This window comes from Candidatus Pseudoscillospira sp. SGI.172, from assembly GCF_050313575.1.
In the GTDB taxonomy this organism is placed as follows: Bacteria; Bacillota; Clostridia; order Oscillospirales; family Oscillospiraceae; genus Vermiculatibacterium.
Window position 1 is genome coordinate 1 of sequence record NZ_JBNPLQ010000012.1, and the last position, 21,195, is coordinate 21,195.

Annotated in this window: 20 protein-coding genes and 1 pseudogene; 11 read left to right on the top strand and 10 right to left on the bottom strand. The window is 62.5% G+C overall.

The window, feature by feature from the left end; genetic code table 11:
• A partial coding sequence (locus tag ACQRD3_RS06265) for a hypothetical protein (RefSeq protein ID WP_427780471.1) occupies positions 1–222 on the top strand: 222 nt, incomplete at its 5' end.
• A 266-nt stretch (positions 223–488) separates the two neighbouring features.
• Positions 489–707, top strand: a pseudogene (locus ACQRD3_RS06270) (GNAT family N-acetyltransferase); the annotation flags it as partial.
• 9 nt (positions 708–716) lie between these two features.
• Here ACQRD3_RS06270 and ACQRD3_RS06275 read toward each other — a convergent pair.
• From ACQRD3_RS06275 to ACQRD3_RS06285, 3 genes are all read right to left on the bottom strand, one after another.
• Positions 717–1,397 (bottom strand): DUF6198 family protein, encoded by a 681-nt coding sequence (locus ACQRD3_RS06275; protein WP_427780473.1) that lies wholly within the window; start codon positions 1,395–1,397, stop codon positions 717–719.
• Positions 1,398–1,524: 127 nt separating this feature from the next.
• Positions 1,525–2,289 carry a helix-turn-helix domain-containing protein gene (locus ACQRD3_RS06280; RefSeq protein ID WP_427780475.1) on the bottom strand — a complete coding sequence of 255 codons (765 nt, stop codon included), beginning with the start codon at positions 2,287–2,289 and terminating at the stop codon, positions 1,525–1,527.
• 95 nt (positions 2,290–2,384) lie between these two features.
• Positions 2,385–3,065: a FadR/GntR family transcriptional regulator gene (locus ACQRD3_RS06285; RefSeq protein ID WP_427780476.1), complete on the bottom strand. Its 681-nt coding sequence runs from the start codon at positions 3,063–3,065 to the stop codon at positions 2,385–2,387.
• Between the two features lie 98 nt (positions 3,066–3,163).
• Between ACQRD3_RS06285 and ilvD the strand changes: the two genes are divergently transcribed.
• The 3 genes from ilvD (at position 3,164) to ACQRD3_RS06300 (ending at position 6,542) form a co-directional block, all read left to right on the top strand.
• Positions 3,164–4,825, top strand: coding sequence for a dihydroxy-acid dehydratase (ilvD, locus tag ACQRD3_RS06290; protein ID WP_427780478.1), 1,662 nt, complete (start codon positions 3,164–3,166; stop codon positions 4,823–4,825).
• 125 nt (positions 4,826–4,950) lie between these two features.
• The gene (locus ACQRD3_RS06295; RefSeq protein WP_080907903.1) at positions 4,951–5,277 is read left to right on the top strand and encodes a helix-turn-helix transcriptional regulator; all 327 of its coding nucleotides are present in this window, start codon (positions 4,951–4,953) and stop codon (positions 5,275–5,277) included.
• Positions 5,274–6,542, top strand: coding sequence for a DUF2812 domain-containing protein (locus tag ACQRD3_RS06300; RefSeq protein WP_427780480.1), 1,269 nt, complete (start codon positions 5,274–5,276; stop codon positions 6,540–6,542). Before ACQRD3_RS06295 ends, ACQRD3_RS06300 begins: the two co-directional genes overlap by 4 nt.
• Positions 6,543–6,590: 48 nt before the next feature.
• On the opposite strand, the gene ACQRD3_RS06305 is transcribed toward ACQRD3_RS06300, so the two are convergent.
• Genes ACQRD3_RS06305 through ACQRD3_RS06325 form a run of 5 tightly spaced genes read right to left on the bottom strand, consistent with a single transcriptional unit; the run spans position 6,591 to position 10,971 of the window.
• Positions 6,591–7,448, bottom strand: coding sequence for a DUF975 family protein (locus ACQRD3_RS06305; RefSeq protein WP_080907901.1), 858 nt, complete (start codon positions 7,446–7,448; stop codon positions 6,591–6,593).
• Between the two features lie 37 nt (positions 7,449–7,485).
• Positions 7,486–8,469 carry a TPM domain-containing protein gene (locus ACQRD3_RS06310; protein WP_427780482.1) on the bottom strand — a complete coding sequence of 328 codons (984 nt, stop codon included), beginning with the start codon at positions 8,467–8,469 and terminating at the stop codon, positions 7,486–7,488.
• A gap of 11 nt (positions 8,470–8,480) precedes the next feature.
• Complete coding sequence (locus ACQRD3_RS06315) at positions 8,481–9,026, bottom strand: hypothetical protein (protein ID WP_080907899.1); 546 nt, start codon at positions 9,024–9,026, stop codon at positions 8,481–8,483.
• A gap of 35 nt (positions 9,027–9,061) precedes the next feature.
• Entirely contained in the window at positions 9,062–10,261 is a 1,200-nt protein-coding gene (locus ACQRD3_RS06320) for a toxic anion resistance protein (protein ID WP_080907898.1), read from the bottom strand.
• 56 nt (positions 10,262–10,317) lie between these two features.
• Positions 10,318–10,971: a 5-bromo-4-chloroindolyl phosphate hydrolysis family protein gene (locus ACQRD3_RS06325; protein ID WP_080907897.1), complete on the bottom strand. Its 654-nt coding sequence runs from the start codon at positions 10,969–10,971 to the stop codon at positions 10,318–10,320.
• Positions 10,972–11,177: 206 nt separating this feature from the next.
• Here ACQRD3_RS06325 and ilvA point away from each other — a divergent pair, with 206 nt between their 5' ends.
• From ilvA to rsmA, 6 genes are all read left to right on the top strand, one after another.
• A complete protein-coding gene (gene ilvA / locus ACQRD3_RS06330; RefSeq protein WP_427780543.1) occupies positions 11,178–12,392 on the top strand; it encodes a threonine ammonia-lyase in 1,215 nt (404 codons plus the stop codon).
• 232 nt (positions 12,393–12,624) lie between these two features.
• Positions 12,625–13,272, top strand: coding sequence for a ribulose-phosphate 3-epimerase (rpe, locus tag ACQRD3_RS06335; RefSeq protein ID WP_080907895.1), 648 nt, complete (start codon positions 12,625–12,627; stop codon positions 13,270–13,272).
• Positions 13,273–13,287: 15 nt separating this feature from the next.
• The gene (recR, locus tag ACQRD3_RS06340) at positions 13,288–13,890 is read left to right on the top strand and encodes a recombination mediator RecR (protein ID WP_427780485.1); all 603 of its coding nucleotides are present in this window, start codon (positions 13,288–13,290) and stop codon (positions 13,888–13,890) included.
• A gap of 135 nt (positions 13,891–14,025) precedes the next feature.
• Positions 14,026–14,493, top strand: a complete 468-nt coding sequence (locus tag ACQRD3_RS06345) for a sigma-70 family RNA polymerase sigma factor (protein WP_427780486.1) — start codon at positions 14,026–14,028, stop codon at positions 14,491–14,493.
• Positions 14,493–15,926, top strand: a complete 1,434-nt coding sequence (locus ACQRD3_RS06350) for a DUF4179 domain-containing protein (RefSeq protein WP_427780488.1) — start codon at positions 14,493–14,495, stop codon at positions 15,924–15,926. Before ACQRD3_RS06345 ends, ACQRD3_RS06350 begins: the two co-directional genes overlap by 1 nt.
• Positions 15,927–16,172: 246 nt before the next feature.
• Entirely contained in the window at positions 16,173–17,027 is an 855-nt protein-coding gene (rsmA, locus tag ACQRD3_RS06355; protein WP_080907891.1) for a 16S rRNA (adenine(1518)-N(6)/adenine(1519)-N(6))-dimethyltransferase RsmA, read from the top strand.
• Positions 17,028–17,069: 42 nt separating this feature from the next.
• On the opposite strand, the gene sigG is transcribed toward rsmA, so the two are convergent.
• Both sigG and ACQRD3_RS06365 read right to left on the bottom strand, forming a co-directional pair.
• A complete protein-coding gene (sigG, locus tag ACQRD3_RS06360; RefSeq protein ID WP_427780491.1) occupies positions 17,070–17,840 on the bottom strand; it encodes an RNA polymerase sporulation sigma factor SigG in 771 nt (256 codons plus the stop codon).
• A 207-nt stretch (positions 17,841–18,047) separates the two neighbouring features.
• On the bottom strand, positions 18,048–21,089 hold the full coding sequence (locus tag ACQRD3_RS06365) for a phosphodiester glycosidase family protein (protein ID WP_427780493.1): 3,042 nt from the start codon (positions 21,087–21,089) through the stop codon (positions 18,048–18,050).
• Between the last annotated feature and the right edge of the window lie 106 nt (positions 21,090–21,195).

A 21,195-nucleotide genomic window follows, 5' to 3' on the forward strand; every position in this document is an offset into this window, starting at 1 on the left:
GCCCGCAGGCGCGAAAAAGGTGGATCTGTTTTCTGCCGCGGCGTGTACGTGACAGGAAACACCTCTCAGCCCGTCAGTGTGCGCATGGTCCGCCTACGGCGGACCATGCGTGCGCGCAACGGGCTGCATCCTGCTCGAAAAAGCGGCAAAGCCACTTTTTCGACAGTCTCCAGACGTGCTTTTCAGCCGGAGTACAGCCAACTCTCGCTGCTGCGAATTTGATGCCGGCCCTTCCTGCTGCCGGAATAACGATCATTGATCTCCCCGCGGTCCAATCAAATGCAGCGGCGTTCTCCATCGGCCATTTATGATCCTCTCCTGCACAGCCGTCTGTCTTGGAGCCACGCAAACGCACGCCGATACGGTTATGACAGCAGAACGGCCGGAACCGGCCCCCGCTCTTGTGCTCTTTTCCCCTTTATGCTATACTTTTCCAAAAACAGAGGAGATCGTCTCACATGGAATGGATCATTCGTCCGGTAGAGGCGGGCGACGCCCTTCTGAATGAGATCCTGGATCTGGCCGATCACTGGCTCATGCTGGTGCGGGTGGAATTGGAGGTGTTCTCCGACAATGAAGGGGCCATTCGGCTGTATGAGTCCCTGGGTTTTCAAAAAGAGGGCCTCAAGCGAATGGCCACTGTGCGGGGAGGCCGCTATGTGGATGAATACCTCATGGCCCGGCTTCGCCCCGGTCTTGAGCCCTGAGTTCTCCCCTCAGGAAAACCATGCCCGCAGCTCCAGGCCGTCCTGAAATTCCCAGTGCTCCTCCAGAAAAGCGGTGCACCGCCCGATGAGCCACCCATTCACCAGCGCGCAGAGAACGGTCCCCCACCGGACCCTGACAAACTGTCCCGCGCCGAAAAAGACAAAGGACAGGATCACCGCCGCTCCGCAGCTGACGCAGTCGTAGACCGTCTTGATCCGGTGCATCTTCAGCCCTGTCTTGCGCGTGAGTTCTTTGACGGCAAGTTCATAGGCCGCCGGAGGAAAATAGGTATGGAACAGCAGAGTCACCCCCAGGGCACACAGGAGCATTCCCAGCAGATAGCAGCCTCCCCGGGCTGCCCAGCCGCTCACGGGAATGGGGGCGGTAAGTCTCATCGCGGTGTCCAGAAACAGGCCGTACGCCACCGTCGTGACAAAGGAAAAAAGGTAGGCCCCGCGAAATCGACCCATGACCGCAGCCAGCAGCAGGAGCACCACCGCCTGAAACAGATACTCCGCCATGCCGAAAGTGAACCACGGAAAAATCAGCGACAGCTTCCGGTAGAACACATAAGCCGGCGCCGCCACCATGGAAACCCCAAAATCCGCCGCCGCCATGAGGGTCGTTCCCGACGCCAGGATGAGCAGCCCCAGCAGATAGGCCGCCTCGGTGTAAAAAATCCGCTTCATTGTCTCTTCCTCGTATAAAAAATGAGCAAGACAGCTTTTTCCGTTTGATAAAGAAACGGAAAAAGCTGTCTGTTTATGAGGATATCATATTTTCTGCCGCCGCGCAGCCCCAAATACAAGCCCCGCGTTATTCGTACCGTTTCCCGGCAAAATAAGCCGGCAGGAAAAGTCCCACCATGGCAGTCAGCTTCAGCGTGAGATCCACTGCAAGAGGCCGCGCGGGGAAGAGCTCTTCCGCAGCCCACCAGGCCGCCGGAAACAGCACTGACGCCCCCAGAAGCCACAGCCGCATTCCCCGCAGAATGTGGGGCCAGTTGCTGTTGTTGAGCCGGATCCCCGCCAGATTCATGCGAAAAACCCCGTCTCCGTAAAAACTGATCCGATTTTCATCATAATAGGCGGGCAGGGTATCAGGGGCAAAAAAGCACAGCCATGCGCCGAAGAGAAGGCTCAGCCCCTCCACCAGCAGCACATTCTCCGCCAGCTCCGCCCACTGCGCTCCCCAAATCACCAGCAGACACACTTCCCCCAGCCCCACTGCTCCGCAGAGCAGATAGGCCAGACTTCGACGCCGCCGCGCCGCTTCCCGCGCCTTCCGTTCCTGTGCGGACAGCTCCACTGTTCCGGCCACCAGCCGGTCCACCGCGTCCACTTTCCACGGTTCCTCCCTGGGCATCCGCTGCCCGGAGAGGAGCTCTGTGACGCTCACCCCCAGGGCCTCTCCCAACGGGAGCAGCAGCTCCACGTCCGGCATGCTCAGTCCCCGCTCCCACTTGCTCACCGCCTTGTCGGAGACGAAAAGACGCTGGGCAAGCTCCTTCTGTGTCAGTCCCTCCTCTTTTCGCAGCGCGCTGACAAACGCGCCGAAACGCCCCTTGTCAATGGATTCCATTTCACAGCCTCCTTTTCCACGCCAGGGTAACCCATCCCGCCCTCCGGCGTCAACCGACTGGCGGTAGAGTCCTTTGCCCCCAGTGCCTTGAGGTCTTAATTTTCCCCCAGATCCATCACGTCCACCGCGTGGCGCATGTGGATGGCCATGGCATAACCCGCCCCGGCCTCATCCCGCTTCCGGAAAAAGTCCAGCAAAAGGGCGTGGTCCCGCAGGGTGTCCTCCGCCAGCTCCCGGGCGTGCCCGCCGGAGGTGATGGCCCCCGACACAGCCTGGCTGATGACGGGCATCAGGCGGGAAAAAAACTCGTTGTGGGCCGCCCGGACGATGGCGGTGTGGAAGTCCTGATCAGCCTGGGTCCGGTCCTCCTCCGCCAGAATGCACCGGTTCACCGCCTCCCCCCGGGCCACGATCTCCGCCAGCTCCTCCGGGGTGGCCCGGCGGCAGGCCAGACGGGCCACCTCCGGCTCAAAAATGCGCCGCAGTTCAAAGAGATCCCGCAGCTGCACCCGCTCCCGGGCCAGCGCGCCGAATCCGAAATCCCCCCGCTCCTCCACCTCACGGGAGACAAAGGCCCCTTTTCCCCGGCGGATCTCCACCACGCCCTGGGCGGCAAGGGTACGCAGCGCCTCCCGCAGCGTGGCGCGGCTCACCCCCAGCTCCCCCGCCAGCTCCACCTCCCCGGGCAGCTTCTCCCCCGGGGAAAAGCGCCCCTCGGCCACGATCCGGCTGTACAGCTGATCCGCCGTTCTCTGGGACAAACTTTTTTTCTCCATCGGTCCGCCTCTTTTCCTTGACATTGTTTCTTCTATCATATAGTATATTGTCAGACAATTCAAGTGTGTTCAGACACATTTTCAAGGAGGAAGTTTTGATGCGCAGCGACAACGTGACCCGGGGCGCCGAGCGCGCCCCCAACCGCTCCCTTTTCTACGCCCTGGGCTATACCAAGGAAGAGCTGGAGCGCCCCCTCATCGGAGTAGTCTGCTCCCAGAGCGAGATCGTCCCCGGCCACATGAATCTGGACAAGATCGCCGAGGCGGTGAAGGCGGGCATCCGGCTGGCGGGCGGAACGCCGGTGGAGTTCCCCGCCATCGCTGTGTGCGACGGCATCGCCATGGGCCACGTGGGCATGAAATACTCCCTGGTGACCCGGGAGCTCATCGCCGACTCCACCGAGGCCATGGCGCTGGCTCACCAGTTTGACGGCCTAGTCATGATCCCCAACTGCGACAAAAATGTCCCCGGCCTTCTCATGGCCGCCGCCCGGCTGAACATCCCCGCCATCTTCGTCTCCGGCGGACCCATGCTGGCGGGCACCCTGCGGGACGGCCGGCGTACCTGCCTGTCCCACATGTTTGAGGCAGTGGGCGCCTACAAGGCTGGAAAGCTGGATGAGGACGGCCTGGAGGAGTATGAGCAGAACGCCTGCCCCTCCTGCGGCTCCTGCTCCGGCATGTACACGGCCAACTCCATGAACTGCCTCACCGAGGGCATCGGTATGGCCCTCCGGGGCAACGGCACCATCCCCGCCGTTTACTCCGCCCGGCTTCGGCTGGCCAAGCACACCGGCATGAAGATCATGGAGCTGGTGGAGAAGGACATCCGCCCCCGGGACATCATGACCGAGGCCGCCTTCCATAACGCCGAGACGCTGGATATGGCCCTGGGCTGCTCCACCAACTCCATGCTCCATCTCCCCGCCATCGCCCACGAGTGCGGGATCGAGCTCTCCTTTGACTACGCCAACCAGATCAGCTCTCAGACCCCCAACCTCTGCCACCTGGCCCCCGCCGGGGACACCTACATCGAGGATCTGGACCGGGCAGGCGGCGTGTACGCGGTGATGAAGGAGCTGACCAAAAAGGACCTGCTGGACACCTCCCTCCTCACCGTCACCGGCAAGACGGTGGCGGAAAATCTGGAGGGGGTGGAGAACCTGGACGAGCACCTCATCCGGCCCATCGACAACCCCTATTCCCCCTACGGCGGGATCGCTGTCCTGAAAGGCTCTCTGGCCCCCGAGGGGTGCGTGGTGAAGCAGTCCGCCGTGGCGCCCGAGATGATGGTCCACACCGGCCCCGCCCGGGTTTTTGACAGTGAGGAGGACGCCATCGCCGCCATCTATGGCGGGAAGATCGTCGCCGGGGACGTGGTGGTCATCCGCTACGAGGGGCCCAAGGGCGGCCCCGGCATGCGGGAAATGCTCAACCCCACCTCGGCCATCGCCGGCATGGGTCTGGACAAAGAGGTGGCGCTCATCACCGACGGCCGCTTCTCCGGCGCCACCCGGGGAGCCTCCATCGGCCACGTCTCCCCTGAAGCCGCGCTGGGCGGTCCCATCGCCTTTGTGGAGGAGGGCGATCTCATCTCCATCGACATACCCAACCACTCCATTGAGCTGAAGGTGGACGAGTCCACCCTGGCCGCCCGGAAGGCCGCCTGGGTCTGCCCCGCCCCCAGGATCACCGCCGGCTACCTGTCCCGCTATGCCAAGCTGGTCACCTCCGCCGCCCGGGGCGCCGTACTGGAGTAATCAGCGCCGAGTCAAACTCCCGCCGCGAAACACAGGTTTCGCGGCGGGAGTTTTTTCCCCTTGACGGATATCGAATATCGATATATTTAAGGGCAGAAATGATTGGCAAAGAAGGAGGCAGAAACGTGGCGCGCAAAAAGCTGGAGACCCTCACGGAGCAGATGTACTACATCCTCCTCTCCCTGGCAGGAGAACCCCGCCACGGCTATGGCATCATGCAGGACGTCTCCCAGCGCACCGGCGGCCGGGTGAATATTGGCGCGGGCACTCTGTACGCCTTGCTGGCCCGATTTGAGGAGGAAGGACTCATCGCCCTCACCGACACCCGGGAAGGGCGGAAGTATTATCTGTTCACCGGCGAGGGCAGACGGATCCTGCGCGACGAGTACGACCGGCTCCGCCGTCAGGTGGCAGACGGGGCCGACGCTTTGGAAAAGGAGGAATTCTCTTGAAGGAGACCTGCTGGAAGCTCTTCTGTTATCTGATCATCGACCACAGGGCGGCGCAGGCATGGCTGAACCGCATGGCCGAAGACGGCTGGGAACTGGTACATATCTATTTTGGTCTGTTTGCCAGATTCCGCCGCACCGAGCGTACGGACCTGTCCTATTTTCTGGACTGGGCCGACCCAAAATACCTGGAGACAAGCGACTACCTCCAGCTCTGCTCGGACGCCGGATGGGAGCCGGTACAGACTGTGGACTATCTCAATCTTTATGCCTCCCGGCCGGGGACCTCCCCCGCTCCCATCCAGACCGACTCGGAGCTGGAATACCGGCGCTTCCGCCAAAAAGCCCTGCGGCGGATGGCGCTGGGCGGGGTGATTGCCTTTGTGGTCACGCCCCTGATCCTCCTGCCCCTGCTTCTTCTCCCCTCCAGCGCCAACGTGTCCCCACAGGAGATCGCAGCCGGTTTGCTCTCCTCCAGCCTTACCTCCTCCCTCATTCTGTTTTGCCTCCCCTTCTGGCTGGCGGGCGGACTGGCCTACCTGGCTCTGCTGGCCGGCAGGCTGCTGCGCTGGCGGCAGGCAGTGAAGGACGGCCGGCAGCTCCCGGTTCCCACTTCCCGAACGGCCGGAGCGTGGGGAAAACTCAAGCTGCTGGGCGAATTCTCCCTGAGCCTGATGCTCCTGCTTCTGCTTCCGGACGCGCTGCTCAATGGCGCGATCTCTCTTTCCAACGTCATCGGGCTTCTCATCGGCTGCGCCATCAGCATTTCTCTCTATCGGGACAATTCCAGACTGTTTCGGCGGGTGCTGTGCACTGCCGGGTGCCTGGCTCTCCTCCTTCTGTGCATACTTCTCCACAGCCCGGTCCGAAATGCGTTCCCCGGACGTCTGCCCCCCTCCCCCGTTCTGGCAGACACCCGGGTGATCAATGAGACACGGGCCGACACTCTGCTGGGCAGCCATGTCAAGTGGGAAGAGTTTTTCCCCAGACCGGACATGGGCGACTCCAAAATCGGATATCCGGCCTCCGTCACCGTGGAAGCGCAAACCTGGGTCTCCCCCGTCCTGGCGGACTGGGCCTTCGGCACACCGCCTTCCAACATGGTGGCGGTACCGGGCCGGGGCGATACCTGGCAGTTTACCGGCAATACCGCCGAACACGGCGGCTACCGGCTGCGCCGTGGAAATACCCTCCTGACCCTGTCCTACTACGGTGACCTTCCCGCCGATCCGCTCTCCGCCGCCCTGGCTTGGCTGGATGGTTTTTAAAAAAGCGCCCCTGACGGTTCTGAGCCGTCAGGGGCGCTTTTCGGTTTGTCAGAAGGGTTTTGGCCCGTCATTCGAAAAGTTGTCATAATTGGGTCCGGCATATCCGCCGTTTTGCCGCTGGGCACCCGCGGAGACAAAATCGTAGAAATTGGCCTCCGCCGCCCCCATGTAGGGAGAGACCCACACGTAGAGCACCCCCATGGTGCAGGCGCCCAGGAGAAGCCACCCCAAAAAGGACAGATCCAAAACAAAGAGCTCCATCTTCCAGCCCCGCATGGTGATCTTACTTCTGGAAATGGCCTGACGGGCCGTGCATTCCGGATCGTCCAGCAGGAAATAGCAGGCCAGACGGTACCGATAGGATACCATCACCCCCACGACCCCCGCCGCCACATAAAGCACGACGCTCACGGTGAGCAGGACCTCGTTTTCCTGCAAAATTCCCACAGTCAGGAGGATGGCTCCCGGGATCATAGCCAGCAGCTCCCACAGGGAAACAAACACCCAGATCAGGATGTTCATCCACAGCACTCTTCCCACTTTGGCAAATCCGTCAAAGAGGTTGCGGTAACCGGGCTGTTCATTCCGTGCCAGACGCAGCGTGTAGGAGGTATAGCCAAAGCTCATGACAGCCCCGTACAGCGCCAGAAGCAGCTGGAGGACAGAGAAAATACCCACGCTGCCCATATCCCGTAAAAAGACGTATTGAAAAACTTCTTCCCAGTCATAGCCCCAGGCAAGGTACTGCATGGCCTCCACGAAGGGGTCACCCACGATGCGCAGTGTGATCCCATTCACGGCAGTGGTCAGCAGGATGAACACCAGCGTCACCCAAAGCGGATTCGGCCGAGTCCGGCGCATACTGTTTTTCGCCGCCATCTTCGCTTCAAATCGGTTAAATCCCATGTTTTCTCCTCATTTCCCTCTGAAACGCGATCAGTGGTCAGCGACCCGCGCCGCCGCCCCGGGAGCCGCCGCCCCCAAAACCGCCGCCGGAAAATCCGCCGCCACCGAAGCCGCCGAACCCGCCGCCGAAAGAACCACCGCCCCGGCCCGCACCGCCGCCTCTGCTGCTTCCGCCGCCGAAGCCGCCGCCGAACCCGCCGCCAAAGCCGCCAGGGCCCCCGCGGTGGTCGTCCCAGTGGTCATGAGGCGGATGATGATAATGACGATGGGGACGTCCAAAGAAAATGGGACAGTAGATGGGGGGCGGGGGCATCCCCGGTCCCAGATAGCGCCGGCGATAACGGCCATACCGGGCGGCATCCAGCGCCACCAGCACCACTACGATCAGGATAATAAGGAACATCGTCTTAAACATTCCGGCCCCCGGATGGTAGGACTCATAGTAGCCATGCTCCGGCCCGGGACCGTAAGCCCCCCCCTGAACGGGAGCCGGATCCGCTACCACGCCGCTTTGAAGTGCGGCGTCGATCCCGCCGTAGTAGCTGTCATACCAGTCGTAGGCAGCGTCGAAGAAAGCCAGGGTGGCCGAGTCGTACTTCCCGGCGTCATAGTCGTCGTAAAAACAGTCCTCCAGCATGTTCTCCAGCTTGGCGGAGGTAAGGGAGTCCTCGATGCCGCTGCCCTGGAGAGCCCGGACCTTGTTCTCCCCGACCGCATAGACCAGCAGCAGACCGTTGTTTCGCTCCTTGTCGCCGATGCCCCAGGTGTTGAAGCACTCATAGGCGTAGTCGGCGGAGTCCATGCCGTCCATAAAGTCCACTGTGACCACCACGACGGCGCCGCCGGTGGCCCGGCTGAGCTTGTCGTTCTGGTCAATGATATGCCGCTCGGTCTCCGCCGAGAGGACGTCGGCATAGTCCCCCACATAGGTGTTGGCGGGGGCGTCCACGATAGCAAGGGCGGGAACCGTCAGCAGTGTTCCCAGCGCCAGTGCCGTCAGGGCGGATACAATTTTTTTCATATCGTCTCTCCTCAGCGGTAGATGGGCAGTTCTTTCACGCCGGTCAGCGGCCCTATCAGGCTGGCGGGAAAGCCGCCCAGGACGCGGGTGTTGAACTCCTCCGCCAAGTTGTTGTATGGGTCGTGGGCGATGGTAAATTCCAGGGAATCCAGCTGGGCCCGGAAGCCGGAAACGTATTTCGCATCCTGTTCCGACAGCTGTGCCGCCTCCAGCTTTTCAATGAGCGCCCTTGCCTCGGTGTCGATCGTCCCATAGCGCTCCGCCTCTTCGGGGGCAATGGGGTCCATCAGGAACGTCTGGAGCCTCTCTGCCTGTTCCCGGACCCCCGGCGCGTCGGGATACCGTTCCGCCACGGAGCAGAGGTTGCTGGCGGTATTGAACCGGGTGAACAGATCGTTGCTCACCGAGCGGCCGTCGCCGTTGGCTCCGTTCACACAGACGTTCCATGCGTCGTTCCGCACCGCCGCCAGGGAACGGTGAGAACCGAAAAAGGCGCCGAAGAGGACGGCGGCGGCCAGCACGACTGCCCCGCCCTTCCGGGATTTGAAAAAGCTCACGGGGAGACCCCCTTTCCATTAAAACAGCGGCCGGTTTAACCTCTCAATTCCAGCAGCTTCTTTTTCAGCTCGCCCTCGATGCGCCCCAGCTCCGCCTCGGCCTCCTTGCGCTTTTGGGCGCCCTCTGTCTGGATCTTCATCATCTCATCCAGGGTGGAGATCAGCTGCTGGTTGGTGTGCTGGAGGGCCTCGATGCTCACCACGCTCTTTTCAGCCTCCCGGGCGGTCTTGATGGTGCCCATCTTGAGAAGGTCGGCGTTCTTCCGGAGCAGGTCGTTGGTCATGTTGGTGACGGCACTCTGGGCCGCGGTGGCCTGACGGGAATTCTCCATGCCCAGAGCCAGCACCATCTGGCTCTTCCAGAGGGGAATGGTGTTCACCAGAGAGGACTGGAGCTTCTCCAGCATGAGGGCATCATTGTTCTGGATGAGCCGCACCTGGGGCCCCATCTGGATGGAGACCATGCGGGTCAGCTCCAAGTCATGGAGCTTCTTCTCAAAGCGGCCGCACAGGTTGGCCAGGTCGTTGTAGGCCTGGGCATCCTCCTGCTTGCCGGAGGCAGTGGCCTTTTTCCGCAGCTCCTCCAGCTCTCCGGCCCGGGTAGCCTCCAGCTTCTTTTTGCCCGCCAGAATGTACATGGTGAGCTCCTTGTAGTACTTGGTATTCAGCTCATACATCTGGTCCAGCATGGCCACGTCCTTCATCAGGGTCACCTGGTGGCCCTCCAGGACCTCCACGATCTGGTTGACGTTGGTCTCCGCCTTGCTGTACTGGGCCTTCATGGCCCGGATGTCGTTTTTCTTCTTCTGGAAGAAGCCGAGGATGCCCCCCTTCTCCTCCTGCTGACCGAAGTTCTGGAGTTCCCCCACCAGTCCGGCCAGAGCGTCGCCCACCTCCCCCAGATCCTTGGTACGGACCTTGCTGAGGGCACTCTCGGAAAAGCCCGCGATGTTCTTCTGGGCGGCCGCGCCGTACTGGAGCACCACGTTGGAGTCCCGGATGTCGATCTTCTGGGCAAAGTCATCCACCATCTTCCGCTCCGGCTCAGAGAGCATAGACTCGTCGAGCTTGACGGCGTTGGCATCCCGGGCGGCCTGATCGGCCTGCTGAACGGCGGTCTCCGAGGCGGTGGGCTCCAGGGTCAGGCCGGGAGCTTCCGGCGCCGCGGCCTGCGCCGCAGCGCCCTCATTGGGGGTCAGGGTCAGTTCCGGCATAAACTCAGTGTTCTCAGACATACAGCTACATCCTTTCCCGGGCCGCCTTCAGGGCGCGCCCCTTGTTTTCCTCGTATTCAGCCGCCCATGGAGAAGGGCTTCTCCTCCTGCAGCCCCTCCTGTTTGAGCAGATTCTCCATCACGGTGATGTCGGTGGAGATGTCCAGCGCCTCATCGGCAAAGAGGGCGTCAAGCTGCTTGTCAAAAGCCGAGACGATGGTGTCCATCATAGTCTCGATCTTGCCCCGGGCCCCGTTGATGTTCGCTCCTGACACCCCGGCCTCGCCCATGCGGTCATACGCATTGAGCAGCTTCAGCGTGGTGGGGAGATAGTAGTTCATAAACTTGCGGATCTGACCCAGTTTTTCAGGGTGGGAGACCACATGGGTGATGATCTTTCGGGTGTCTTCCTCCAGCCGGTCGATCTGGGCGGAGATCTTCTCCCCGGGGATGTTGTCGTTGAGCCGGCGCATTTCGGCCAGCGCCCTGTCCCGCTCGGCGCTCAGGGCGTCCAGCTGGGGATTCCCGGTGGTCTCCGGCTCCACAGGATCCGGCATCTCAAACACCTTGTCCGGAAAGAGCTTTTTCCCCGCCAGAGCCGCGCCGAAGGAGACGGCAATGACGAGGAGAAAGTGGGTAAGCTTGTAAAGCGGAAAGAACAGCGCCCAGACCACCCACACCGCCGCCGCCAGATAGAGCGGGGCGGGAGAGCGTTTGACCACCTTTGCCACGGCACTTCCTCCTGTCCGGGGCCGACACCCCGCAAATCATTTTACCTTCTCCGTTTTCCCCTGTCAAGGAAACCGGGTGGAATTCACACTTCCTTTAAAAGTTTGCGTTTTCTCGTTTGTTCTTATTTTTCTCCGCTCCGGCGTTGACTTTCAGCAGGAAAAAATATATCATAGTGAGAAATACCAACGGAAAGAAGATGGTCCCCATGATGACCCTGGAAGATTTCAAAGCCGCCCGAAAGTTTTTGGACGGTGTGATCGCCCCCACCCACCTGGTCCCCAGCCCTGCTTTTTCCAAGGCGACCGGCAACCACGTCTATCTGAAGCCGGAAAATATGCAGATTACCGGCGCCTACAAGCTCCGCGGCGCCTATTTTAAGATCAGCACCCTCTCCGAGGAACAGAAATCCAAAGGACTCATCACCGCTTCCGCCGGAAACCACGCCCAGGGCGTGGCCTACGCCGCCCAGCATGCCGGGGTGGCCGCCACCATCGTCATGCCCACCACCACTCCGCTGGTAAAGGTCAACAACACCAAGGACTACGGAGCCACCGTCATCCTCCACGGCGAGACCTTCGACGACGCCGCTGCCGAGGCCCAGCGCCTGGTGGAGGAAAAGGGCTACACCTATATCCCCCCCTTCAACGATCTTACCGTGGCCACCGGCCAGGGCACGATCTCCTATGAGATCTTCTCCGATCTGCCCGATGTGGACATCATCCTCATCCCCATCGGCGGCGGCGGACTGGCCGCCGGCGTGTCCACGCTGGCCAAGCTTCTCAATCCCAAGGTGAAGGTCATCGGCGTGGAACCCACCGGGGCGGCCAGCATGTACGCCAGCCGTCAGGCGGGCAAGGTGGTCACTCTCCCCCGGGTGGACACCATCGCCGACGGTGTGGCCGTCAAGACCCCCGGTGATCTGGTCTTCCCCTTCGTTCAGGAAAACGTAGATGAGATCCTCACCATTGACGACAGCGAGCTGGTGGACGCCTTCCTGGACATGATGGAAAAGCACAAGATGATCGTGGAAAACGCCGGCCTCCTCACGGTGGCCGCGCTGAGCCACCTGAAGGCCGAGGGCAAGAACGTGGTGCCTGTCCTCTCCGGCGGCAATATGGACGTCATCACCGTCTCCTCTCTGGTCCAGCACGGACTGATGGGCCGCGGACGGGTGTTCACCTTCTCGGTGATCCTCCCCGACCGCCCCGGCGAGCTGCTGCGGGTGGCCGACATCGTGGCCTGTGAAAACGGCAACATCATCAAGCTGGAGCACAACCAGTTCGTCAACCTCAACCGGCAGGCCGGCGTGGAGCTCAAGGTCACCCTGGAGGCCTTCGGCCACGACCATAAGCACCAGATCATGGCCGCCATGCAGGCGGCGGGCTACGCCGCCCGGGAGATCGACACCACCGGTTTCTGACCTTCTCCAGATAGCCATTGCCGCCGGTCGGGGCACAGGCCCCGGCCAGCGGCTATATCATGCGGAGCCGACGCATCCGATCCGCCGGGGCCGGCTCCGTGGGGCGAGCGAGCTCTGGGGAGACCGGCGGCGACCCATCGGTCATCCGCTTGGTGTATCCTATGTCCGGGGACTCTTCCCGGTCACCGGCTTGGCGCCAACATTTTTCTGTTGCCACGAAAGGACGGTTCTCATGGTCAAGATCGCACCCTCCATTCTCTCTGCCGATTTCTGCAACCTGGAGCGGGACATTCAGAAGGTCTCCTCCGCCGACTGGCTCCATGTGGATGTGATGGACGGCATGTTCGTCCCCAACATCTCCATCGGCGTGCCGGTGGTCCAGTCTATCCGTAAGCACACCGGCATGTTCCTGGACACCCACCTGATGGTGGAGAAGCCCGGCCGGTATGTGGACGCCTTCGCCAAGGCGGGGGCCGACCTCCTGTCCATCCACCTGGAGGCCGACATGCCCCCCGCGCTCCACGCCGCCCTGGACCGGATGGAGGACCTGGGGGTCCAGAAGGGCATCGTCCTGCGCCCCATCACCGCGGCCGAGGCGGTGATCCCCTACCTGCAGCGGGGGATCGATCTGGTATTGGTGATGACGGTGGAGCCCGGCTTCGGCGGGCAGTCCTTCATGGCCGACCAGCTCCCCAAGATCGCCGCCATCCGAACCTATATCGACCGCTACTGCCCTGCCTGCCACCTGGAAGTGGACGGCGGTGTCAACACCCAGACCGCCGGAAGCTGTGTGGCCGCCGGGGCCGACGTGCTGGTGGCCGGCTCCGCCGTCTACGGTGCGGCGGACATCCCCGCCGCCATCGCCGCCCTCCGGGGCTGAGCGGAGGAGACAGACATGGAATACTTTCCCCCCGCTCTCGAAGCACTGGTGGAACAGTTCGCCCGCCTGCCCGGCGTGGGCAAAAAGTCCGCCCAGCGGCTGGCTTTTTTCGTGCTGGGCCTCCCGGACGAGGAGGCGCGCGCCTTTGCCGACGCCATTGTCTCCGCCAAAGGCTCCATCGCCCTGTGCCCGGTGTGCCGCAACTTCACAGAGGGAGAGGGGCCCTGCCCCATCTGTGCCAGCTCCAAGCGGGATGAGTCCACCATCTGCGTGGTGGCCGATCCCAAGGATGTGGTGGCGCTGGAGCGCTCCCGGGAATATGCCGGGCGCTACCACGTGCTCCACGGGGTGATCTCCCCCATGAATCATGTGGGCCCCGACGATCTGCACATCAAGGAGCTGCTGGATCGTGTGTCAACCGGAGACATCCGGGAGGTCATCATGGCCACCAACCCCACCACCGAGGGAGAGGCCACCGCCATGTACCTCTCCCGGCTGCTCAAGCCCTTCGGCGTCCGGGTGACCCGGCTGGCCTACGGAGTTCCCGTGGGCGGCCAGCTGGAATTTGCCGACGATGCCACCCTTGGCCGGGCCCTGGAGGGCCGCCGGGAAATGTGAATGAGCCTTCTTTTCTGCCTCCGGACAGGCTTCCCCCCTGTCCGGAGGCTTTTCTTTTGAAAAATAATTGTGAAACTGGAAAATGAAATCGGGTGTCAAACCCGTCTAACGGGCAAAGAGAGGGAGGCGATGACTTTGGAGGAAGCGGAATTCGCTCAACGGGCCGAGGCGCTCCAGCCCCGGCTGTACCGCACCGCCCTGCTGTATCTGGGCGGGGAGGCTCCCGCCGCCGAGGCGGTGGCCGAGACGGTCTACCGGGGATTTCTGAATCGGAAGAAGCTCCGTCAGCCGGAGTTCTTCTCCACCTGGATGACCCGCATTTTGATGAATGTCTGCTGCGACGAGCTGCGACGCCGCAAGCGGGAAACCGCCCGGGAGGACCTGCCGGAGCCCGCCGCCGAGGACTATGACCCGCTCCCCCTGCGTACGGCGGTGGAGCGCCTCCCCGACGAGGTGCGGGCGGTCATCGTCCTGCGGTATTTTACCGGCCTGACCCTGGCCGAGACCGCCGAGAGCCTGGGCATCCCGCCCGGGACGGTCTCCACCCGCCAACGGAAGGGGTTTGCTCTGCTCCGGCTTGATCTGGAAGAGGAGGGATTTTGATGGAACGCAGAGAAGAATACGAAAAGCTGTTGGAAGCATGGAATGAAACCCCGCTTCCTCCCGCCCTGGACAGCTGTGTGGGCCGTGCCCGGAAACGGGCTCACCGCCGCCGCTTGGGCCGGGACTGGGGCGCGGTCCTGGCCTCCCTGGGCGGAGCAGCCGCCGCCTTCGCCCTGGCGGTGAACCTGTCGCTCCCCTTTGCGCTGGCCTGCGGGCGCATCCCAATTCTCAAGGAGATGGCTGCCGCCGTGGCCCTCTCCTCCAGCCTGAAAGCTGCGGTGGAGAACGACTATGTCCAGCCGGTAGGGCAGAGCCAGACGGTCAACGGCCTGACCATGACGGTGGACTACCTTATCCTGGACAAAAAGCAGGTCAACATCTTCTACCACTTTACCGGAGACTTCTCCTCCCTCTCCGGCTCGCCGGAGCTTCGGGATCCGGCCGGGGAGCGCCTCTCCTGCTCCTACTCCGGCGGCGGACTGGCGGAGGCCTCCGGGGAGATCCACCAGGTCTCTGTCTCCTTCGGAGACGGCGGAGAGCTGTCCCAAACGCCCCCGGCACTGCGCTTTCTCTATCGGATCGAGCATCTGGAAAACGGCACGGAACAGGGGCCGGAGCCGGACGTTCCCGTGGAAGAATACGACCCCTGGGAAAAGCCTGCCACGCCCGAGGCGCTGTTCACCTTTTCCTTTGATCTGGAGCTGAACGAGGAATACCGCTCCCAGGGTCTCTCCTACGACCTCAATGAGTGGGTAGAGCTGGACGGGCAGCGCATTCTGCTGAAAACCGTGGAGATCTACCCCACCAACCTGCGGGTGGAGCTGGAGGGCGACCCGGCCAACACCGCCTGGCTCAAGTCCCTGGACTTCTACATTGAGGATGAGACCGGGCGGCGCAACGACCCCATCACCAACGGCATTACCGCCTCCGGCACCACGAACAGCCCCGCCATGGGCGCCTTCTACCAGGAGAGCAGCTTTTTCTGGAACTCCCGCCATCTGAACCTCTACATTACCGGCGGGCAGTGGCTGGACAAAGATCAGCGCTTTGTTACGGTAGATCTGGACACCGGGACCACCAAGGATCCCCTCCCCGAGGGCATTCTGCTGGGCGGCGCCGTCCGCCGGGGAACCAACACGGCGGTGGTCCTCTACGGACGCACCCTCGAGGGTGACTCCGATACCGACCTGCACGCCTATCAGCTGGCGGGCTGGACCTGCTGGGGCCCCGACGGCAGCGAGTGGAGCTTTGACAGCATGCAGAGCTCCGCGGGCGGGATAGATCAGATCGGCGGCGCCACCTTCCAAACTCCGGAGGGCTACTTTGAGGAGACCTGCCTGATGACAGGCTATCCCCACAGTACCCTGACCCTGGAGATGCTTCAGAGCCGAAGGTTCACCCTGGATCGGCCGGTGACGGCGGCGCTGAAATGATCCGCCGCACCTTCAAACTCCCGCTTGACATTTTCCGCAAAATTGATACAATAATCCTGTTCTTGCAAGACCCCGTTCATGCGGGGTTTGAACGGTGTGTTGGCCGGATAAGACGGCAGGCGAAACGCCTGCGTCTTGTCCGGCCTTTTGATTGGGTTTGCCTTTTTTCGGGAAAACTGATATACTGATTTTCCGACGTTTTCCTGCCGGCGCTTTTCCGGCCCATTCCGCTGACGAGGTGCTCATATGGATTTTTACAACATCAACGACATCAAAGCCCTGCTGGCCCGGCACGGCTTTCGCTTCTCCCGGTCCATGGGGCAAAACTTTCTCATTGAGAGCTGGGTCCCCCGGGATGTGGTGGAGGCCTCCGGCGCGGGGCCGGGCACCGGCGTACTGGAGATCGGCCCCGGCATCGGCCCCCTCACCGCAAATCTGGCCCGGCGGGCGGACAAGGTGGTGGCAGTGGAGCTGGACCGGTCGCTGCTTCCCATCCTGACGGAGACGCTGGCCGATTGTCCCAACGTCTCCGTCATCTCCGCGGATGTGATGAAGCTGGATCTGGCCGCCCTGGCGGCCGAGCACTTCCACGGCCTCACCCCGCTGGTCTGTGCCAACCTCCCCTACAACATCACCACGCCGGTGCTCACCGCCCTGCTGGAGAGCGGCCTCTTTGCCGCCATCACCGTGCTGGTCCAAAAGGAGGTGGCCCAGCGGATCTGTTCTGCCCCCGGAAAGGGGAACTACGGCGCCTTCTCCATCTTCTGCCAGTACCACGCCGACACCGAGCTGCTTTTCGATGTGCCCAAGGAGTGTTTCCTCCCTGCCCCCAAGGTCACCTCCGCCGTACTGCGCCTGACGCCCCACCCCGCGCCCGCCTGCGTCCACGATGAAGAATTCTTTTTCCGGGTGATCGCCGGGGCCTTCTCCCAGCGGCGGAAAACCCTTTTAAACGCCCTCTCCTCCGCCTTTCCCCTCTCCAAAGAGGAACTGCGGGAGTGCATCGACCGGGCGGGCCTCCCCGCCGACGTGCGGGGGGAGCGGCTGAGTATAGCGGAGTTCGCCCGCCTGTCCGACGAGCTTCAGGCCCGGCTTCCCTAGAAAACAGCCTTTCCGTACCCTGGCGGAAAGGCTGTTTTTTTGTTAAATATTCTTCCGGATCTGCTCCAGCGCGCTCTTTTCCAGCCGTGAGACCTGGGCCTGGGAGATCCCGACCTCAGCGGAGACCTCCATCTGGGTCTTGCCCTGAAAGAACCGCAGGGCCAGGATGCGCTTTTCCCGCTCGGGCAGCTTGTCCACCGCGTCCTTCAGCGCGATGCGGTTGAGCCAGCTCTCGTCGGTGTTGCGGCCATCCTTGACCTGATCCATCACGCACACCGCATCGCCGTTGTCGGAGTAGACCGGCTCGTAGAGGCTCACCGGGTCGGTGATGGCCTCCAGGGCAAAGACCACATCCTCCCGCTTGGCCTCCAGCATCTTGGCGATCTCCTCAATGGTGGGTTCCCGCTGGTTCTGCGCGATGAATTTTTCCTTGGCCTGAAGGACCTTATACGCCGTGTCCCGCATGGAGCGGGACACCCGCATGGCGCTGTTGTCCCGGAGATAACGGCGGATCTCCCCCACGATCATAGGCACTCCGTAAGTGGAAAACCGCACATCCAAATCAATGTTGAAGTTGTCGATGGCCTTGATGAGGCCGATGCACCCCACCTGAAAGAGATCGTCGGCGTTTTCTCCCCGGCGGTCGAATTTCTGAATGACCGACAGCACCAGCCGCAAATTGCCCGCGATGAGCTGCTCCCTGGCGTTCATGTCCCCCCCCTTCGTGCGCCGGAGCAGTTCCATGGTCTCCTCGTTTTTCAGTACCTTCAGTTTGGAGGTGTTGACTCCGCAGATCTCTACTTTCCCCTGCAACTGTGATCCCTCCCGCCTAAAATACTGATTTCAGTATTTCCTCGGCGGGAGCTTTCATACTGGGGCGGGTGTCTCTATATTTTTTATCGTGGGACCCATTTCGATGGATTTTTCCCATGCTCCGCAGAATGTTTCCCAGGAAGCACAGACAGCCCCCGTCCCGCCTTTCCAAAAGGCGGGACGGGGGCTGTTGAATCTTTTCAGCGGTTATCGCAGTGTATAGAGCACCTTGGCCACCTGGCCCCGGGACATAGAAGCTCCGGGACGAAGGGTCCCGTCCTCATAGCCGTTGACCACTCCCTGGCCCACCAGGCTGCGGACGTAGGCCTCCGCCCAGGCCGGCACACTGGCGGAATCGGTAAAGCTGTTCAGCTCTGCCTCCGGATAGCCCCGCATCTGCGTCCGGCCCAGAATGGTCATCGCCTCGGCGCGGTTGATGCTGGACATGGGGTAGGCATAGAGCCCGCCGCGATCCTGACTGCCCTTGACGATGCCTTCGGCATACATGGCTTTTACTGCGGACACTGCCCAGGCCGGGATCTCCTGCGCATCGGCAAAGGGGAGCGACACGCCGGCGTATTTGCTCAGATCCAGCCCCATCCACCGGGCGGCCATAGTGAAGAACTCCGCCCGGGTAATGTTGGCGTCCGGCTGATAATAAAGCGTTGTCCCCTGAGACACGCCCTTGGTGATCCCCTGCTCGTAGAGGTAGTCGGCATAAGAGGCCGCCCAGTGATCCTCCAGATCGGCAAAGATGAGGGTGGCGCCCTCGCCCACCTCCCGGGAGGCGCGGCCCAAGTTGCCGCTGGCGTCCACCGCCGTCACCGTCACCCGGTGCCCGGCCGCGCCGGGCGCGGGCAGATTGGCCGAGAGGGTGCCTGTCTTTTCATTCCAGGTTCCGGTGAGGACCGCTCCGTCATACTGCAGGATGACCGCACCCGCGGTGAGACTGCGGTCGACATTGTCGCTGACTGTGGCGGTGAATTTGGTGCCCGCCACCTTGATGCTCACCGTGGGGGGGGTGAAGTCCTCCAGATCCTCATTGGCACTGGTGAGCTGATCCAGCCAAAGGGTCCCCGTGCGGCTGTTGCCGCCGCCGTAGACCACCCGCAGAGCGGTGAGCCGGACGGCTCCGTCCGTCAGAGGCACCAGGACATGCTTCCAGCCGGTAAAGCTCAGGCCGGTCACCGGCACGATGGACTCGTTCCCGGCGGCGTCGGCCACCACGGCGGTGAGATTGTTCCCGGAGCCGTCGCCGTACACCCACAGTCCCAGATAGCGTTCCCCGGCAGAGATGGCAATGGAGGTATTCAGCTGAGCAGTGCCGCTTTCCCCGGCGTCATACTCCAGACGCAGGCTCTGACGTCCGGTGCGGACCTTGGACAGATCGGCCTCGGTCCCGGCACGAGCCCCCTCCGCGGAGACGAACGCGGAGTTGTCCCCTTCCATATCCTCCAGCAGATAGATATGCCCGGCCACATTGACTGGGATCGTCACCTGCCTGCCTCCGGCAGAGACCGTGAGATTCCCGGACGAACTCTTGCTCCCGGCAGTGAATGTTCCGTCTGCCGTCACAGTTCCCACCGCCTCGTCGCAGGTCCAGGTGTAGCAGGTATCCTGAGAGCGGAGATTCAGATTTTTCCAGATACTGGACGCCGAGAGCGGGACGCTCTCCCCCGGCTCCAGGGAAAGGGCCTGTACCGAGCCTCCGGTGGATTCGTTGGTGATGTTGATCTGGCTGGGCGTGGCCACCACCGTCACATTTGCGCTGCCGGAAACTCCGTTGGCCTGCCCGGTGACGACAGCCGACCCGGCAGAGGCGCCTGCGGTGAAGAGCCCGTCATCGGTCACGCTCCCCGCCCCGGAAGCCGTGTAGGCCACCCCTGAGGCAGCCCCCATGGCGTAATAGGCCGTATCTACGGTCTGGGCCGAAAAGGGCACCTGTGCCCCGGCCAGAGCCAGGGTGTCCCCCGGACTCAGCATCAGGGAGCCCGGCACACCCGTGGCCTTCAGCTCTGTGGTGAGGAACATGGCAGTGGAGTTGGCCCGCTCGGCTCCGTCGGAAGGGCTGTTGACCACCTGCATGGAGTTTTTGTCCGGATAAGTGACGCCGATGGTGGTGGAGCCGCCGCCGTCCAGGCCCACCGCCTCTACACAGCCCAGCTCCTTCAGGCGCTGGGCCACCTGTGCGCAGGTAGCGCCCACGCTGATCCCCTCCTGCTTGCCGTCCAGCGTATAAAAGAGGACGGAACCGTCGGCCTTGACCCCGACGGCGGTGCGGGCGGTCCGCTCGGTGCTCAGGGCAGATCCCACCTGGCCGTTCTGCAGCAGGAGGTACATGGCCCCCAGGGCCTCTGTGGCCTCGCCCCAGCGGGGGTCGGCGCTGGTGACGTCAATGGACACCTCATCCCCCGGCTGGAGGGAGCGGAGCATGTTCAGCGTCCCCGCGTCATCTTTGGCGTTCATGGTCAAAATAAAGCAGCCTGCCGGGATGGCGTTGGCGCCGGCGGCCTCCACCACCTGATCCACCGTGCAGCGGACCCGCCCGCCGATCCGGAGCTGATCGGACAGCACCAGGTCGTAACCCGAGCCGTTCTCTCCGGCGGGGAGTGTCTCCCCCACATTTTCTGTCACAGGGCGCAGCACCACGTCCACTCCGGGAGAAGTGTTCTGTGTGGTGCTGCCGAAGTCGCCGGTGAGCAGGGTCAGTCCACCGCCGTCGACCGTGCGGACCTGGCGGATCTTATTCACCCCTCCGAACACAGTGACCCGCTCCCCCAGCATAGTGGCGGTGATGGTCAGATTGGGTGTGCCCACAAAAGCGGTGCCGTCGGAGCGGAATCCCACCCCATAGTGGTAAGATGCCGAAGAGCGCAGCACGCCGTCGGTGACCACCAGGCCCAGCGGCTGCCCCGTGGAGAGAACATAGAAGTCGCCGTTGGTACCTCCCACCACCCGTTTGCCCCGACTTTCCAACTGCCGGGCCATGGTGGAGAGGGTCGCCCGCTGGAGCACGTTGGCGCCGTAGGCCACGGTGGGCGTCACGTTCTCATTGGGTGTATAGGTCACATAGCGCTCCGTGCGCAGGTCGGAATATGTATCGCTCCAGAAATACCCCTGAGTGAGCGCGGCCCCCTGAGAGAGGGCCGTAGTCCCCGCGTGGAGGTCGTGCCCCAGGGCATCGGAGGCCAGGGCAGCCTGTCCTATGCTGAGCGACAGCGCCATTGCCGCCGCGGTAATCTGCTTCATCCAGTGCTTCATGCTTCCTCCTATTTTCTCCGTGTCAAAGGGGCGTGCCGGACGTGCGCCCGGTACGTCCTATCATATCACGGCCCGGAGCGGGTGTAAACCGCTC